Annotated in this window: 14 protein-coding genes and 2 pseudogenes; 10 read left to right on the top strand and 6 right to left on the bottom strand. The window is 53.7% G+C overall.

Annotated features, from left to right (window positions below):
• Window positions 1–6 precede the first annotated feature (6 nt).
• Window positions 7–225: pseudogene (locus DSM14862_RS20305) on the top strand (transposase); the annotation flags it as partial.
• A 231-nt stretch (window positions 226–456) separates the two neighbouring features.
• Here the strand turns inward: DSM14862_RS20305 and DSM14862_RS22005 are convergent.
• On the bottom strand, window positions 457–555 hold the full coding sequence (locus DSM14862_RS22005) for a cytochrome b6-f complex subunit PetN (RefSeq protein ID WP_407705402.1): 99 nt from the start codon (window positions 553–555) through the stop codon (window positions 457–459).
• A gap of 449 nt (window positions 556–1004) precedes the next feature.
• Between DSM14862_RS22005 and DSM14862_RS20300 the strand changes: the two genes are divergently transcribed.
• Window positions 1005–1778 carry a PRC-barrel domain-containing protein gene (locus DSM14862_RS20300; RefSeq protein ID WP_007121150.1) on the top strand — a complete coding sequence of 258 codons (774 nt, stop codon included), beginning with the start codon at window positions 1005–1007 and terminating at the stop codon, window positions 1776–1778.
• Between the two features lie 218 nt (window positions 1779–1996).
• On the opposite strand, the gene DSM14862_RS20295 is transcribed toward DSM14862_RS20300, so the two are convergent.
• From DSM14862_RS20295 to DSM14862_RS20285, 3 genes are all read right to left on the bottom strand, one after another.
• Complete coding sequence (locus DSM14862_RS20295) at window positions 1997–3559, bottom strand: PQQ-dependent sugar dehydrogenase (RefSeq protein ID WP_243254646.1); 1563 nt, start codon at window positions 3557–3559, stop codon at window positions 1997–1999.
• 76 nt (window positions 3560–3635) lie between these two features.
• On the bottom strand, window positions 3636–4091 hold the full coding sequence (locus tag DSM14862_RS20290; RefSeq protein WP_007121153.1) for a DUF2231 domain-containing protein: 456 nt from the start codon (window positions 4089–4091) through the stop codon (window positions 3636–3638).
• 36 nt (window positions 4092–4127) lie between these two features.
• Window positions 4128–4343 carry a hypothetical protein gene (locus DSM14862_RS20285; RefSeq protein WP_007121154.1) on the bottom strand — a complete coding sequence of 72 codons (216 nt, stop codon included), beginning with the start codon at window positions 4341–4343 and terminating at the stop codon, window positions 4128–4130.
• Between the two features lie 361 nt (window positions 4344–4704).
• Here DSM14862_RS20285 and DSM14862_RS20280 point away from each other — a divergent pair, with 361 nt between their 5' ends.
• On the top strand, window positions 4705–5922 hold the full coding sequence (locus tag DSM14862_RS20280) for a C69 family dipeptidase (RefSeq protein ID WP_083804598.1): 1218 nt from the start codon (window positions 4705–4707) through the stop codon (window positions 5920–5922).
• Here DSM14862_RS20280 and DSM14862_RS20275 read toward each other — a convergent pair.
• Window positions 5898–6607 (bottom strand): annotated as a pseudogene (locus DSM14862_RS20275) (IS6 family transposase). The gene DSM14862_RS20280 and the pseudogene DSM14862_RS20275 overlap by 25 nt on opposite strands.
• 124 nt (window positions 6608–6731) lie before the next feature.
• On the opposite strand from DSM14862_RS20275, the gene DSM14862_RS20270 reads away from it, so the two are divergent.
• From DSM14862_RS20270 to DSM14862_RS20255, 4 genes are all read left to right on the top strand, one after another.
• Window positions 6732–7718, top strand: coding sequence for a hypothetical protein (locus tag DSM14862_RS20270; RefSeq protein WP_131541711.1), 987 nt, complete (start codon window positions 6732–6734; stop codon window positions 7716–7718).
• A 441-nt stretch (window positions 7719–8159) separates the two neighbouring features.
• Complete coding sequence (locus DSM14862_RS20265) at window positions 8160–9731, top strand: DUF4118 domain-containing protein (protein ID WP_007121159.1); 1572 nt, start codon at window positions 8160–8162, stop codon at window positions 9729–9731.
• A complete protein-coding gene (locus DSM14862_RS20260; RefSeq protein WP_007121160.1) occupies window positions 9731–10411 on the top strand; it encodes a response regulator in 681 nt (226 codons plus the stop codon). The genes DSM14862_RS20265 and DSM14862_RS20260 overlap by 1 nt, the downstream gene beginning before the upstream one ends.
• Window positions 10412–10417: 6 nt before the next feature.
• Entirely contained in the window at window positions 10418–11836 is a 1419-nt protein-coding gene (locus DSM14862_RS20255; RefSeq protein WP_007121161.1) for a TrkH family potassium uptake protein, read from the top strand.
• Between the two features lie 317 nt (window positions 11837–12153).
• Here DSM14862_RS20255 and DSM14862_RS20250 read toward each other — a convergent pair whose 3' ends face one another.
• The gene (locus DSM14862_RS20250; protein ID WP_243254645.1) at window positions 12154–13701 is read right to left on the bottom strand and encodes a PAS domain-containing sensor histidine kinase; all 1548 of its coding nucleotides are present in this window, start codon (window positions 13699–13701) and stop codon (window positions 12154–12156) included.
• 238 nt (window positions 13702–13939) lie between these two features.
• Here DSM14862_RS20250 and DSM14862_RS20245 point away from each other — a divergent pair, with 238 nt between their 5' ends.
• From DSM14862_RS20245 to DSM14862_RS20235, 3 genes are all read left to right on the top strand, one after another.
• On the top strand, window positions 13940–14353 hold the full coding sequence (locus tag DSM14862_RS20245; RefSeq protein ID WP_243254644.1) for a response regulator: 414 nt from the start codon (window positions 13940–13942) through the stop codon (window positions 14351–14353).
• A 175-nt stretch (window positions 14354–14528) separates the two neighbouring features.
• Window positions 14529–14780, top strand: coding sequence for a TFIIB-type zinc ribbon-containing protein (locus DSM14862_RS20240; protein WP_007121568.1), 252 nt, complete (start codon window positions 14529–14531; stop codon window positions 14778–14780).
• A 27-nt stretch (window positions 14781–14807) separates the two neighbouring features.
• A complete protein-coding gene (locus DSM14862_RS20235; RefSeq protein WP_243254643.1) occupies window positions 14808–15269 on the top strand; it encodes a pentapeptide repeat-containing protein in 462 nt (153 codons plus the stop codon).
• Window positions 15270–15374: the final 105 nt, after the last annotated feature.

The raw sequence follows: 15374 nt of genomic DNA, 5'->3' as shown, positions 1-15374 counted from the left end.
GACAGGACCAGTCCAGAGGGCCAAAACAACGAAATCAAACGCTAGGCCAATGCCGTGGATATCTTTCCAAACGAGGCCGCGTTCACGCGATTGGTTGGCGCTCCGATGTTTGAGTTACAGCAGAATAATGAGTGGGCAATCATACAGCGCTACATGACACTAGAAACCGTCGCCACTATTTGCGACACTATCCTCATGGGCCCGGCGACAACCGCCGCCCCGTAACTGCGGTTGAGCCAAAGCGGAAGAGCAAAATTAGACCATTCCGTCGGGCACTATCAGAACTGCGAGGTATCTTGGGTATATGACAAGACTTCAGATGGGGTTGTGGGCGGTGGTGGCCATTGTCGCTCTTGGCGCAACGGTAGTCGTCGTTTGCGGGTAGAGTGCGTCGGAAAAAAGTGCCGCATCTTCGGTGGGGACCGAGTTGGAGTTGACAGATCATGGTGTGCTCCTCTACCCAGCGAGGAACTTTCTGGGCCAGTACCTTCCCCAAATCGTGATGGCGATGGAGAGGGCGAAGCGGAGCATGCTGGCGTAGCGTCCACGCCGCAGGTATTGATCGAGTGCGGATACGGTCGCGACGGCCGCTCAGAGGACAGACCGCGCGGCGGCAGCAGTCTGGATCTCTGCAATTCGGGTTGGTTGATCCGGCGAAGCAGGCAGTCGCTTCTGAACGATTGTCAGTCGGTCGTCGACGCGTTCCGCGAGAGTCTTGCTCATCGCTGACGGGATCGCCCCCTGACGCCAAACCCAGAGGCTGCCGCGTGGTCTTCAAAACAAAGAATTTAACAATTCGCGGGACGGAACCATGCTCCTGAACCCGAGTTAAACTATTAGCGTATAACCGAAATTGAACCAGTTTCGCACTTAAATTGCCTTTCGCAATCTGCGCCTCTAAGAGCCCTGATGACGCGGGGAAGAACAGCGAAGTACGCTGAAGCGTTAAAGGCATATTTGACCCAAACTGGGCAATGTGTTTGTTCCTACAAGGAGGAGTAACCATGCAACGCAGTTATGATATTGTTGGATATAAACTCCGCGCGAAGGACGGCACGGTCGGTTCAATTACGGATCTTCTCTTTGACGATCGGCACTTTGCTCTTCGGTGGATGGTTGTCGATACTGGCAAATGGCTTCCGGGCCGTAAGGTTCTGTTGCCTCCATCTGCGCTTGGGAGCCCGGACCCTTCCGTGCGCGAGTATCCTGTCGACCTCAATCTCGATGAGATAGAGGCGGCTCCCGGACTTGAAACCGACGAGCCGGTATCCCATCAACTTGAGGCCGATATTTATGGCCACTACGGGTGGAGCCCGTACTGGGACAGCGGGTATGGCTACGCGCTGGTCGGAGGAATGCAGCCTGTTGGCGCAGTCGTCCCGGAGAAGACTATTCGCACTGATAAGCCGGAGGCGACGGAGAAAAGTCAGCACGGGGATCCCCACCTTCGCAGTATCAGTGAGGTGACCGGTTACTATGTCGAAGCCACTGACGGCAGCATTGGTCACATTGAGAATTTCGTGATCGACGAAACTGAATGGATCATTCGCTACCTGATGATCGACACCAAAAACTGGTGGCCTGGAAAGATGGTTTTGATTTCCCCGCATTGGCTGCGCGAAATCGATTGGAGCGACAGGAAAATATTCGTTGATGTCACCCGGTACAGGGTCAAGGCCGCGCCTGGGTTCGATCCCTCGATGACTTTAGATCGGGAATATGAAGAACGGATGTACACCCACTATGGCTATCAACCATACTGGGCAGGGTGGTTATGAATGGGGGGGCAATGTCAAGTTGTCGATACGGGTTTACCAGACACCAGACAGCACCTGACGGCATGGTCCGATTTCCGCGGTTTCCACTGGATCTCTATCTTGGTGATTAGAGCTTAAAGGGTCCTAAGGTTTTTGGGTCCGGCGCCATGTAAACTTGGGGTAAGGTCACCAGAAGTGAGCCCAGTACCTTTAGGCGGCGTCGGCTAAGACCAATCTCCCTATTGTTGCCCGGAGTTTTGATCCGCATCGGGATTGACCGCGGGGACAGTTGTCAGTGGCGTAGGCGACACAGCGTCAGCAGCGCCGCCCTCGCTGATGCTGTCTTCCACACTCCCATTCTCTTCGTTTTCCGGCTTCTGCTGTTGATCCTCTACGGTTTCTGAATCTGTCTTCGTGGTTGCCGGTGCAGGGTCTTCGCCATTTTGCGCGCCAGCGTCTGCGAGCAGCCGCTGCCCGTCCGATCCGACAGGCTCGGACGTCACGGTGCCGTCCGACGGGGCTATCCGCCAGACCGTATTGCCAGCATCATCGGCCACCAGTAATGCACCGGTCCCATCAATGCCAACGCCGACCGGCCGACCCCGCGCTTGCTCCCCTGAAAGGAAATCGGTGACAAATGCGACCGCTTTCCCAGCCGGCTTGCCGTCCTCGAAGGGAATGTAGCTTACCTTGTATCCATTAAAATGATCGCGGTTCCAACTGCCGTGTTCACCGACAAACGCACCGTTGGCGTATGGCTCAGGCATCGCGGAACCCTGTGAAAAAATCATGCCCAACGGTGCCACGTGGCTCGACAGGGCGTAATCAGGCGATAGCGCCTTTTCGACCATGTCTGGGCGCCTAGGGTAGACCCGTTGATCCACGTGATCGCCAAAATAGCTCCAAGGCCAGCCGTAAAACCCGCCATCAATGATCGACGTCATGTAATCCGGCACGAGGTTAGGCCCTAATTCGTCGCGTTCATTGATGACCGCCCAAAGCGTGCCGGTTTCAGGTTCGAAGGTCAGCCCATTTGGGTTGCGCAGGCCGGAAGCGAATATCTTGCTCGCGCCTGTCCCCCGATTGACCTGCCAAATCGCTGCACGGCCCTTTTCGGCTTCCATGCCGCGCTCAGCGGCATTGGAATTCGACCCGACGGATGCATAAAGCATCGTGCCATCAGGGCTTAGGGCTAGGTCCTTGGTCCAGTGGTGGTTGATCGGCCCGCCGGGCAAGGGCGTGAGAATCTCTGCCTCTTCGGTGATCTCTGGCGTGCCTAACTTGTAAGGATATGACAGGATGGCATCGGCGGCCGCGACATAAAGGGTGTCATCAATCCAAGCCACTCCGAAAGGAGAATTCAAGTCAGTCAGCAGATCACTACGTTCATCCACAACGCCATCACGATCCGTGTCGCGCAGCAGGGTAATCAGATTGCTGTCCTTCTTCGGCCCTCCTCCTCCGCCCTTGGCAAGGCTCATCACCCAACCCCGGATATAGTCCTTGGGCCGAAGCAGCGGCTTACCTGACGGGCCTCGTCCTTGTACGACCAGCACATCGCCGTTGGGAAGGGTATGGACCGTGCGCGGATTCACAAGATCCTTTGCATAGACCGTTACAGTGAACCCGTCGGGGACCGTCGGCGTTTCGTCCTCCTGCCAGCCGACCACTTCGGCAAGCTTCATATCGGGCAGGAACGACATACGTGGTTCTGGCAGCACCGGATTCGGGCCAATTTGGCTGGAGACATCAAATCCGCTCTCCTGCGCAGTGACAGACATTGGCAAAGTTGTGACTGCCATAGTTATCACCAAGCAGGCCATTCTCAGTGTAATCGGGGCCGGAAGTGAGCCCGGAATGCGGTCAGTCGCGGAACAATCAATCATGGCGTGAAACCCCCACGCCATGTCGGTGCACCAAGCCGCTGCCCAACCAGCTTGTGACCAGCATTATTAAAACCGTGGCAGCTGAAAGAGCCAATCCCCAAGGAACGACCGCCGTCCAGCCATCTCCTGCATGTACAAGGCTGTTGACTAAGGCGAGTGCGAGAACCACGACATTGCCTGCAGCATGCACCCAGACAGAAGAGATCGCACGGATGCGCGCGCTCCCGATGAGGTCGATGCAACCCGCGATTGCGGCAAGTCCGCCCATCACCAAACCGGCCAGCAATAGCCAAGACGAGAAATGCTGCCACATCAGTATACCGGTTTGCCAATAGGCGAGATCCGTCAGCAGGGCCAGCGTGAAACACACAATGGGGAAGCTGACAAGCATCGCGTGTATGGGACGACCCATGATGGCGGCTGTGGTATTAAGGCTCCGAGAAACCATTTGGCGTATTCCCTCATTTGTCAGTTGCTGCGTCAGTCATTCTGCGGGTGCGGGATCCACATCTCTGGAAGCGCCATTATCTGCGGCGGGTGCCTCAACTGCGGTGCCCTCGTCTTCTGGCGCCGTGGCGACTTCCTCACCCATCCAGTAGACAATGATGCCAATGCCGAAGATCACCACCACGGCCATTCCGATCAATGGGCCGATGTGGCGACGCTCCTGCTTTTTGAGATTTGCGTCCGGCGGACTCATGACATGCCTTTCTGCGTGATTTCGAGTTTGGTCATCGTCGATGCTGCCGACGACGCACATAAGCAAGCAAACCGGAAAACTTCCGTGAACAGATCACCTAGAATGACAACAAATGAAGCAACGCATTGTTCCAATTCGACGCTGGCAGCGCGTTCGTTACTAACCGAAAAGCGGGTGGTCGGTAAGCCGTTGCCTGCCAATGTTTCTCAGATTGATCTCTGCTGAAGCCCAGTCAATAGGATTGTCGTTTAGGGTCAATCATTTTGTTAGTACTCAATCACCATTTTACTCAGCGCGGCTATGCCGGTAACCGAGAAACGCCTGCCATCTTGAGTGTTCCTTTTGGAACGTTGGAGGACCATTGAGCTACTGCATATATATCGGGCAAAATCACAGCGCGGACGGTCACGCTTGGTTAGCTGGATACGGCGACGAACCATCGAGCCACTGGCTCGATATTTTCTCCAGGCAACGCCATCCAGAGAATGCGGTTGTGGAAGTGGGTGTAACCCCCGCGGCAGATTTGCCGGGTATTCGGTCTTCTATCCCTCAAACGTCTCAGACCTTTCGTAATATCCGGGTAAGCTATACCCATTACAAAGGTGTGCCTGCGCCGGTGACCAATGGTGGGCTAAACGAATACGGGATCGCGGTGCGCAGTGTGTGGTCTCCGTCCCGTAAAGAACTGATCGAGATGACACCCGACGCACAGACTGGTCCAAGTTATAGCGACTTGGCCGGGTTCGTATTGGAACGAGCCAAGACTGCGCGAGAAGGGGTCGAAATCATTGCCGCGATCATGAAGGATTATGGCGAGAGCACCTATGGCGGAAATACGCATATTATTGCGGATTCGAATGAAGCTTGGATTATGATCCAGCCGGCTGGCGGCAAGGGGCTGTGGGCGGCAGAAAGGCTTGATGATGCTATCAGAGCATGTAGGCCGGGATATATCGGCGTAATTCCGGTAGATAGCAAGGACCATCCTGATTATCTCTATTCCACAGACCTCGTAAAATTCGCGAAAGAGAGGGGCTGGTACAAGGGAGGTGACTTCGATTTCAATGCTATCTATGGCGATGGACTGGGGGTATGGGCCGGCGCGTGTTGGATTGAAAAAGAACTTCAAAATCGAGTCTCGACCACCTCAAAAATCGAGTTTCAGGATGTAGTCTGGGCGTTGCGCACCGAACGTCTAACTGGCGATACGGCTGGTTATGGACAAATCGTTCCATTGGTCGATCCGGTCTCAGACCAATTGAGGATGCTGTGGCACGCACCTTCGGGGGCGGTCTCTGCGCCATTCTCGCCTGTATTCATCGGGCAAACCGATATCCCTCCGGAATTTGCAAAGCATCGATATCTTACTGTTGGAGAGGCCGCGCGTTTTCTCGATTCCGATAAGCCGGTGTGCGATGGGCCGGAAAGTCTGTCGACAGTGTCTCAGAGAACTGAGGGTTTTACCGCTGCCGTAGCCGAATGTAAGCGCCTGCTGTATCTGATCGGTAATGCCAAGTTGTTGGCATCAGCATGCGAAGCTTGGCAAAGGCAGGATCATGCCACCATTTCTGCGGTGTAATCTGCCCAAAGGCTGAAAGCATCGGAGCGGGCGTGGCGGTATGAAGTTGCATTCAGTTGATAGCGGCGGGGACGGAAGAGCAAGTTGATCTGGTCATGTGCGGCCAAAAACCTATGGGCCTGCCGGTGGGATTTGAATTTGCCGAAGATCTTCTCTCGTTTACGTGTCGGCCGGTGCGACACTTCGATCGCGTTGTTTAAGCCCTTGTGCGCGCGATGGTCAGCGTTCGGGGTCAGTGTTTTGACCGGCTTAAGATAGCTACGCAACTTGTCAGTTATGACCACCCTCGGCTCGCCAAACTGTGAAACTAATCTTTGTAAAAAGCGCTTTGCTGATTTGGCGTTGCGGCGTGTTTGCACGAGAATATCGAGGACGTCTCCATCCGCGTCGATTGCACGCCACAGCCAATGCTTCTTGCCACGGATCGTGATCACTACTTCATCCATGTGCCACTTGTTGTTCGGCCGTGGTCGGTCCCGGCGAATGCAATTTGCAAAGTGTTGACCAAGCGATTGACCCAAAGTCGGATCGCTTCTCGGCTGACAATCACGCTCCGCGCGGCCAACAGGTCTTCAACATCAGCCGTGCTCAGAGCTAACCGATGGTATGCCCAAACAGCGTAAGCAATAATCTCACGAGGATAACGAAAGCCCTTCAGGCGTGGCAAATCAATTGGAATATTCATGGGGTCCACATACCTTTAGCTAACCGCGTCAACAACTTGGCAATACCGTTTTGGGAAATGGGATTTTGCGGAACAGAGCTTCGTTCTAGATCCAAATTCTAGGTCTGCGGTGCAAGTTCACGCAATGATGGAGGAGGCCCGGGATAATGCCTCGCGCAACTTTCTACTCCGCCTAGTCGGCCGCGATACATTCGATGTCAGAGTCGAGTCAGTTTATTCTACATATTATCCAGGCTGCTTTACCGAAGGTTTCGTTGCCGAGGGCGTAGTGGATGTCCAATCAAACAACAATTTCTCAAATGGCTTTTGCATTCATTCAAATGAATACGTCAGCATGAATCATAACAACTATTTTGAACCAGGAACTGTTGTATCGATGCCGAACATCGATGACCTCGACATCCCAAGATCTGGTTTCGAAAAGAACGACGGCCTGCAAACTGCTCTTCGGAACGGAAAGTACCGTCTGCGGTTGCTCAATCAATTGCCTGATATCATCGATAGCTTCTGGACGGCAGAAGCTGAGCATCTGCCGCCGTATGTCAGCCCTAGCTATTACTACGACATCGATCTAAGAGAATTCCCCGGTCTCCCGCCAGGGGAACCAGAACCGAAGGGAAACACCAACTCACTGAACTCTTATCACTTCAAACAAAATGCAGTGAATCGTATGATTTGTGGTGGTTCTGGCTCTATCACCATGGACGCTGGTCTCTACAGTGAATTTGTTTTCATTTCCGATTGCGAGATCAAGTTTTCTAATGGTGTTGTCTTGGAAGATGTGGTGATCGCAACAACTCATGAGGGAGCAACATCCTTAAACTCCCCTCAAGGCTTACAGATTGGCCGTGATGATGATTGCACAGAAGGTGGCGGTGCTTCGCTGATGACCCTCGGAGGTTTCAAGGTCGCCTCCTCTCTGAGCGTCTACAATGGACAAGTCTTGGCGATGGGGGACATTACCTTTTCTGCTAATGCAGATGGAGTTAAGGGGGCATCGTTCATTTCCTACGGCCAAATTGACGGAACAAGCAACATGGATATGGGCTTTTGCCGGAACTCTGGCATGGAGAATGCGTATCGAGCTCCATACTTCAGAATGGTAAATTAATAAATTTTTCTGTCATTGCATGCGGCTCTTAAGTTCAGGCCTCCGGGCATCTAGGGCGCGATCCACTAGAAACACGTAAATCGCTCCTGACTGCCCCTCTCTTCACTTAGCCGTAATCTGCTTTCACCCACCCAAGACATTGGCCTACCTAGTTGGAAATCTCCGTTCTTAACGGATTGAATTCCTTATCATTGATCGTGCTCAACTAGACCTCGTATTGCTGCTCCAGCATGCTTGTCCCCATTGAAGCTCACGTCCAACGGGGACCCAAGGCGGCTCTTGAGAAAACCGATAACTATCGCCAGAAATCACTGCTTCTGTCTGCAACTCCAGCGATCGCTCCTAATCAACGCGCAGCCCTAACTTTTATGCTTTTTTTATACGAGCTAGTGAAAACAAGCATAGCGTCTTTACGTGCTCTCGATGCAAAAGTAGCGCTGAATGCTCCAAGATGCTGTGATTTCTGAGGTAAACCCAATCAACCGTCCTCGCCAAATGCCGATATTCAGACTTCACCGTGCACGGACGCATGCAGGAAGCCGCAGCTATCTGGGCGCCTGTCTAGTGATGGTTATGGTCACGTTTGCAGCCAGGGTGCTGGAAGCCACCTTACCAGTTGGCGAGTTAACTCTTGTCTTCATGGCTGGTGTCGTTGTTGTTGCATCGTTCGGCGGTCCCGGGCCTTCAATCCTGGCATCCTTTGCTGGGTTCGCTGCATACAATTACTTCTTCACTGAGCCACGCTTCACATTCCGTGTCCTACAAGAAGCTGATTTGGTAACCCTTGGCTTGTTTCTTCTGGCCTCCATTGTCACCGGCAGTTTGGCTGCGCGACTTCGGACCCGCGCCATGGCGCTACGTGGGAGTGTGGAGCGTATCACGATCCTTCATGAGTTCGCTCAGCAGATTGCGCGTGCGCCTTCGTCGCAGGCTGTGGCGCACGCCGCAGTGGATCATGTCACCGCCACAATGGGCGTGGAGGTGGCGCTGTTTCGCACTTTTGCAGATGCTGTCGAAAAGATTGCTTACAGCCCGGCATTAGCGGTTGAGAACGAGGGTATCAAAGAGGCCTGCGGCCGAACGATTGCCTCTGGGGAGCCTGTCATTGTCGCCAGCAATTCAGCAATTTCCCCCGAGTGGTTGATCTTACCTGTGCGTGCTGGCGAAGAAACATTGGCTGCGCTTGGTATTCGGTCTAGAGCCATCGAACGCGATGATCGACGTCTGCTGGAAGCTTTTGCAAGCCAGTTGGCATTGGCTTTTGAACGTACTGATCTCACGGAAACGCTCGAAGCTGCCCGCCTCGCGACGGAAACTGAAAAATTGCGCTCGGCACTTTTATCATCAGTCAGCCATGATCTGCGAACGCCTTTGGTCAGCATTATCGGTGCTGCATCTACTTTAGCAGAAGGGGGCGACCGCTACACTGAACCAATGCGCCAAGACTTGGCCGAGACGATCCGGGAGGAAGGCGAGCGTCTGGACCGCTATGTGCAGAACCTTCTGGACATGACACGTCTGAGCCATGGAGCGCTTCGGCCTCGATGCGTGGCCTCCGATTTGCTCGAGATTATCGGAAATGCCCGGCGGCGGCTCCGCAGTAATCTCGCCCCCTACAAGATTGTACTAAGCCTGCCCGACAGCATGCCGTTAATTGATGTTGATCCCATCCTGATCGAACAGCTCTTGGTCAATGTGCTGGACAATGCCGCCAAGTATGCACCGGATAATTCTGAAATTTTGTTATCCGGGCACGCGGAAAGCACTTGGTTGAAACTTGCAATCAGTGATCAGGGGCCTGGCATACCGGCGCAGGCACGCAGCGACGTTTTTGAGATGTTTTACCGCGTGACGGCGGGCGATACGCAGCGCGCCGGGACGGGCCTTGGCCTCGCGATCGCGCGCGGCATCGTCGATGCGCATGGCGGTGACATCTATGTTCAGGCAACCAACCCAGACGAAAGCGGGACGACAATCGTCTTTCGCCTGCCGATCGCCGGTCAGGGGGTCTGATGGCCCGTATTCTTGTTATTGACGACGAAGATCAGATCCGACGCTTTTTGCGGATCGCGCTGGAATCCGAGGGGCATACTGTTCTTGAGGCCGCAACCGGCCGGGAGGCTATCGTGCAGGCCGCCACAGGTGCGCCGGATCTGCTGGTTCTTGATCTTGGGCTGCCGGATCGGGACGGAAAAGATGTGCTACGAGACATTCGTACTTGGTCAAATCTGCCGGTTCTTGTTCTGTCAGTGCGCGCCGATGAGACTGAAAAAGTGGCAGCGCTCGACCTTGGGGCGCAGGACTATGTGGCGAAACCCTTTGGTACGCGCGAATTGCTTGCGCGGTTGCGCGCCTTGCTTCGGGACCGTGGCACCGAACAGCAGGACATTTCCCGGATTGAGATTGGCGGACTTATTCTAGATGTCGCTGCACATTCAGCACATTTGGACACCCAGGCCCTCAGTTTGACGCCCAAAGAGTTTCAATTGCTCTGGCTTCTTGCCTCCCATCCCGGTCGGCTGGTGACACAGCGCATGGCGCTCGAAAAGGTCTGGGGCGCGGCTCACGCCGAAGACAGCCAGTATCTACGGGTATTTATCCGGCAGCTGCGCACCAAACTTGGCGACGAAGCGACGGACCCCGTCTGGATATTTACCGAGCCCGGCATCGGCTACCGGTTCCGCGAGAGCTAGGGCGGCATGGCAATCGTGGTATTCATCAACGGCCTACTTTTGCTCGGCCTTGGCGTTCTAATGGCCTTCGATGCGCTCATCTTCCCCGCAACGCGGGTGGTATTCTTCGAGGCAGCGTTGATCACCATGTCCATTGGGGGTGGTGTTTGTGTCAGCGCTATGGGTCGCAGCCCAGGATTGGACCGTCGGCATTCCTTCCTTCTCACCGGCAGCGCATGGTTCGTCGCGGCTTTGGCAGGGGGCCTTCCTCTGTGGCTTTGGGGGCTGTCTTTTTCCGACGCGTTCTTTGAATCCATGTCGGGGATTACCACCACCGGCTCAACCGTAATGACGGGTCTCGACAACACGGATCACGGCATCTTGCTTTGGCGGGCACTGCTTCAATGGATCGGCGGGGTCGGTTTCATTGTCGCAGGCATAGCTCTGCTGCCAATCATGCGCGTTGGTGGCATGCAGCTTTATCAAACAGAAAGCTCAGAAAAAGGGGAGAAGGCACTCGCCAGTGCCGCTCGGTTTGCTTCAGCAACGGTCTGGATTTATCTTGCCCTGACCTTCATTTGCGCCATCGCCTACCTTTCCGGCGGCATGACCGGATTTGAAGCGCTCGTACACGCCTTCACGACCGTATCATCCGGCGGCTACTCTACCTCAGATTCCTCATTCGGCCTTTTCGAAAGCGCTTACCTGCAATGGATGGGAACGTTTTTTATGCTGACAGCGGCCCTGCCGTTCGCGTGGTATATCCGCGTGCTGACAAGGGGCGCCTTCCGTAGCGAACAGATTCGCGCCCTGCTCATCTCTCTGTCATCGGCGATTTTCATCCTGACACTATGGCGTGTCATTACAACACCCACACCGCTTCTTGAGACCCTGCGGCTGGTGGCTTTCAATGTCGTCTCGGTTGTAACCACCACAGGATTTGCGACAACCGACTATACGCTTTGGGGACCCTTTGCAGCGACTACCTTTTTATGCCTCACGGCCCTGGGTGGATGCACGGGCTCTACATCGGGAGGCGGAAAAATGATGCGATGGGTGGTCGTGATCCGCAGCGTATACGCCCAGATGCGGCATATTCATCAGCCTCATGGAGTTTTTCCAACTCGCTACGAGGGACGGGTGGTCGAATATGATGTTATCAACGGGGTAATGACCTTCTTCACCCTCTATGCTGCTACAGTAATGGGCCTCGCAGTGGCCCTTAACTCATTCGGTTTGGACATGACGACCTCGATTAGCGGCGCCCTCACCGCAGTGGCTAATGTCGGGCCCGGTCTAGGCAACATCATAGGCCCGGCAGGCAACTTCTCCTCGCTACCCGATGGGGCAAAATGGCTGCTGTCCTTTGGCATGTACGCTGGTCGGCTAGAGATGCTGACAGTCTTTGTGCTTCTGTCTCCGTCGTTCTGGAGAGAATTGGTGTGAGAGGCGCCTGTCATACTTGGTGAGGCCTCCCCCCAAGAAATTGCCTTCCACGAGATAGAAACTTTTTGGCGAAGCGGCCTTGTGCGCTGTTTGCTGATCTACGGAGAACACGATGCGTCTAGATGAGCTAGAGAAGGAAGAAAAGCGCGATAAGATTAAGCAGCGACGGCTATTTATCTGGGCCGTGATGCCCTCTATGGCAGTTCTGTGCACCTTTACTCTTTACGTTGCGATCCACCACTTCTTCGGCGGGTCCTTTTGAAGCAGAGAGGGCGAAAGTGGCGGTACTTCCCGTCACCCTCCTCGCTGAGGTAAATTCATTGCGAAGGACAGGCAGGAAGCGTGATGAGAAACTCAGCCCCAGCCCCACCACAGGCCTCGCTTGAAAGCTCACCGCCCATTTTTCTGATCGCCTGGCGGGAAATGGTCAGCCCGAGGCCGATACCCTGCTGCTCCCTTGTGTCAGATGTGTCTTGTTGCCAGAAAGGCTGAAATATCTTCTCCTGAAGATTATCGGGAATTCCGGGGCCTGAATCTTTTACACGGATGCTTAATTGGCTTGTATCCCTCGCGATTATAACCCGAACCTCAGTATCATCAGGAGAAAATTTAGCCGCATTTGAGAGCAGGTGCCTAAGCGCTTTATCCAACAGAACCGGATCGCATTTCCAGAAGATCTCGCTTTCCTGTAGGATCATGCGGGCTGAACTTTTATGCTGATCCATGACGGGTTGGCACTTCAGCAGCGCCTCTCCTAAAATTTCGATAATATTTGTCTGAGTCAAGTTGAGAGATAAAGCTCCGCCTGACACTTGTTCGAAGTCGAGTAGATCTTCCAACGCTGTGCGCAACCGGTCACCGCCGCGTTTGGCAATTTTTACAAGCTGCTGCACTTTTTCTATTGGACCATTGGGACAAACGACGTCGAGCATATCCAGCGCTCCTACGACTGCCGTCACGGGCGTGCGTAATTCATGAGCAATAATGGACATGAACTCGTTCCTGAGGAAATCCAACTTCTGAGTCTCGGTTATGTCTAAGACCTGAGTTATGTAGTGCAAAGGTTGGCCATCATCGCTCCGCACAAGAACCACGCAGAGATGCCCCCAAACGATCTCTCCATCGGGGCGCACATACCTTTTATCGAGTTCGAAAGCGTCAATTTCACCACTTAAAAGTTTTTGGACTTTCAAAAGGCAACTTTCCAGATCGTCCTCATGCGTTATGGACTGGAAATCTGTGCTTCTCAGTTCTTCTTCCGAATAGCCAAGGAAGGCAGTCATTGCTGCATTTGTCGCCAGCCATTTACCCTCCAAAGAAACCAAGGCTGTTCCGATGGGGGCATTGTTCATCAGAGACCTAAATTGTTCTTCGCTACCCTGCATTGCTAGCTCAGCGCGTTTTCGGTCTGTAATATCGCGTTGTGTCCCGACCAAGTTGAGAGCATTCCCCTGAACATCCCACTCAGTTGCTTCGGCATCTGTACGCATCCAGAGCCAGTCCAACCCATTACGTGAACGTAGCCGATATTCTACTGCCACGCAGGGGGCTTGGCCATTTACGTAGTCAGCCAATGCGCGTTCGATAAGCACTTCGTCGTCAGGGTGGATCCTCTTTCGCCATTCAGTTTGAAAGTCGACGCCGTCGGATGGGCCGACATCCATGAGATCACGCCAATTTGCTGAGACATTCGAGGTGTCTGTAACCAGATCAAGCTCAAACACGGCTATCCGAGCAGCTGCCAACGCCGTTTCCATAGTTTCGATCGCTATGGCATGCGGTACGCTATTTACCGGAGCATCTCGACCTTTAAGATGTTCGTTCGGACAACTTGCAGGAGAGGCGCTGTGCGTATGTTTTTTCATAGGTACACCTTCCTCGGACAAGTGCATTTTTTAGGGATGCGAGCCATTGCTACTTAACCATCCTCCTAGCGTGGAGGAAAGAATCCCAAGGATACTAAATGTTGTTAAATATTTGTCGGGAAAATGGCTTTAGTGAGGAAGGGGGCAGGTCAACTGAAAATTCATGGAACGCTTATCTAGCAATGAATGTTTAGTTTAGCGTACTATATAAATCTCAGCGCATAGGGATATCTCTAATATGATCATTAGTGATGCATGCGGCGTTCTCGTCGTAGAAGCTGATCCTTTTTTGCGTTTCGCGGCCATGGGCCTTGTGGAGGATGCGGGCCTCTCGGGATACGCTGCTGCACATTCGACCAAAGCGTTCACAGTTCTCACATCGCATAATGACATAGGCATCATGTTCACAAATATTGAGATGCCTGGCCCACTAAACGGTTTAGAACTGGCAAAGATTGTGCGCCGCAGATGGCCCCACATTGCGATCATTGTCGCATCCGGAGCCTCAAATGTTGCGGCAAACAGTCTTCCTACCGGCACGACATTTATTGCTAAACCCTATCTGCCCGAGGCTGTTATAGCTTTTTTGAAAGAGGCCGCTTCATCTGATCGTTGGGATGCTGCGCAGCTAGATCCCCCAAACCACGCGTGATCTAGCTCGCACCCGGAGAGCAGGCATGCACTCCACTTTATATGACCATCTGGAACTTGGCTTGCTCCGTCCCATCCAATCAAAGCACACGGCGGTTCTGGCAATAATCATCCTGGAGAGGTTGCAGTTTGCATAGAAGGTACCAAATTAACTCAGAACGAAGGAGGCTTAACCGATGCAGTGCCCAATCGATGGAACCCAACTGGTGATGACAGACCGCTCCGGTGTTGAAATTGACTATTGCCCCCAATGTCGTGGGGTTTGGCTGGACCGAGGCGAGCTAGACAAGATCATTGAACGTTCGGGTCCCGAACCTGCACCCCGTGATGTCGCCTCCTTGCGCAGCTCGGGACAAGATCACGGTCATGGCAGGCCCTATAAAAAGAAGCGGCGCGAAGGCTTCTTGAGCGAACTTTTTGATTTTTAAAGGCCTTATGGGCTCAGGCGGTACTTTTTGAAAAATCTTGCGTTTCGGACAAGTCGCCTCGGCGTGCTTCTGACTGTCGCTCTGCTCTTTGGCACGTCCGCGACCGGGCAGGAACCGGAGCAGGAGAAGCAATTACGCATGCTCGGGAGATGCCCCGGCTGTACCTTCGAACAGTTGGACCTTACGGGTCGGAAGTTGACTGGGATAGACCTGACCGAAGCTCAATTAAGAGATGTGGACTTCTCGGAAGCAGGTCTCAACCTTTCGCTGTTTGACCAGGCAACCCTTGAGAATGTTTCCTTTGACTCTGCCGATCTGACGGGCGCGAGCTTTACCGGTGCCAAGCTCATCAACGTGTCGTTCGAGAACACGGTTCTGAAGGCCGCTGTTTTTGAAGATGCTATTCTGATCGACACCGACCTTGACGCAGGGTTCTATTGCAACACGCAGGTGCCAGATGAGACCATGGTGAGCACCGAGTGCGATTGATCGGCCGCCTAATAGGTTCGGTTTAGGTAACCCCCTAACTCTACCCACACGGTAGTTCAGCAGGATTAGCTGATCGCGCCGCTTTGGAACAGTGTAGATTTCCAC

It is taken from the genome of Sulfitobacter indolifex, from assembly GCF_022788655.1.
Classification (GTDB): Bacteria; Pseudomonadota; Alphaproteobacteria; order Rhodobacterales; family Rhodobacteraceae; genus Sulfitobacter; species Sulfitobacter indolifex.
The sequence above is the reverse complement of the archived record's forward strand: the minus strand, read 5'-3'. Positions and strand labels throughout refer to the sequence as shown.

What these genes read in the sequence shown, in the direction of transcription:
- DSM14862_RS20300 (WP_007121150.1), top strand. Translation starts at nt 1,005, where the DNA reads ATGCAACGCAGTTATGATATTGTTGGATATAAACTCCGCGCGAAGGAC.
- DSM14862_RS20295 (WP_243254646.1), bottom strand. Translation starts at nt 3,559, where the DNA reads ATGGCAGTCACAACTTTGCCAATGTCTGTCACTGCGCAGGAGAGCGGA.
- DSM14862_RS20290 (WP_007121153.1), bottom strand. Translation starts at nt 4,091, where the DNA reads ATGGTTTCTCGGAGCCTTAATACCACAGCCGCCATCATGGGTCGTCCC.
- DSM14862_RS20285 (WP_007121154.1), bottom strand. Translation starts at nt 4,343, where the DNA reads ATGAGTCCGCCGGACGCAAATCTCAAAAAGCAGGAGCGTCGCCACATC.
- DSM14862_RS20270 (WP_131541711.1), top strand. Translation starts at nt 6,732, where the DNA reads ATGATGGAGGAGGCCCGGGATAATGCCTCGCGCAACTTTCTACTCCGC.
- DSM14862_RS20265 (WP_007121159.1), top strand. Translation starts at nt 8,160, where the DNA reads ATGCTCCAAGATGCTGTGATTTCTGAGGTAAACCCAATCAACCGTCCT.
- DSM14862_RS20260 (WP_007121160.1), top strand. Translation starts at nt 9,731, where the DNA reads ATGGCCCGTATTCTTGTTATTGACGACGAAGATCAGATCCGACGCTTT.
- DSM14862_RS20255 (WP_007121161.1), top strand. Translation starts at nt 10,418, where the DNA reads ATGGCAATCGTGGTATTCATCAACGGCCTACTTTTGCTCGGCCTTGGC.
- DSM14862_RS20250 (WP_243254645.1), bottom strand. Translation starts at nt 13,701, where the DNA reads ATGAAAAAACATACGCACAGCGCCTCTCCTGCAAGTTGTCCGAACGAA.
- DSM14862_RS20245 (WP_243254644.1), top strand. Translation starts at nt 13,940, where the DNA reads ATGATCATTAGTGATGCATGCGGCGTTCTCGTCGTAGAAGCTGATCCT.
- DSM14862_RS20240 (WP_007121568.1), top strand. Translation starts at nt 14,529, where the DNA reads ATGCAGTGCCCAATCGATGGAACCCAACTGGTGATGACAGACCGCTCC.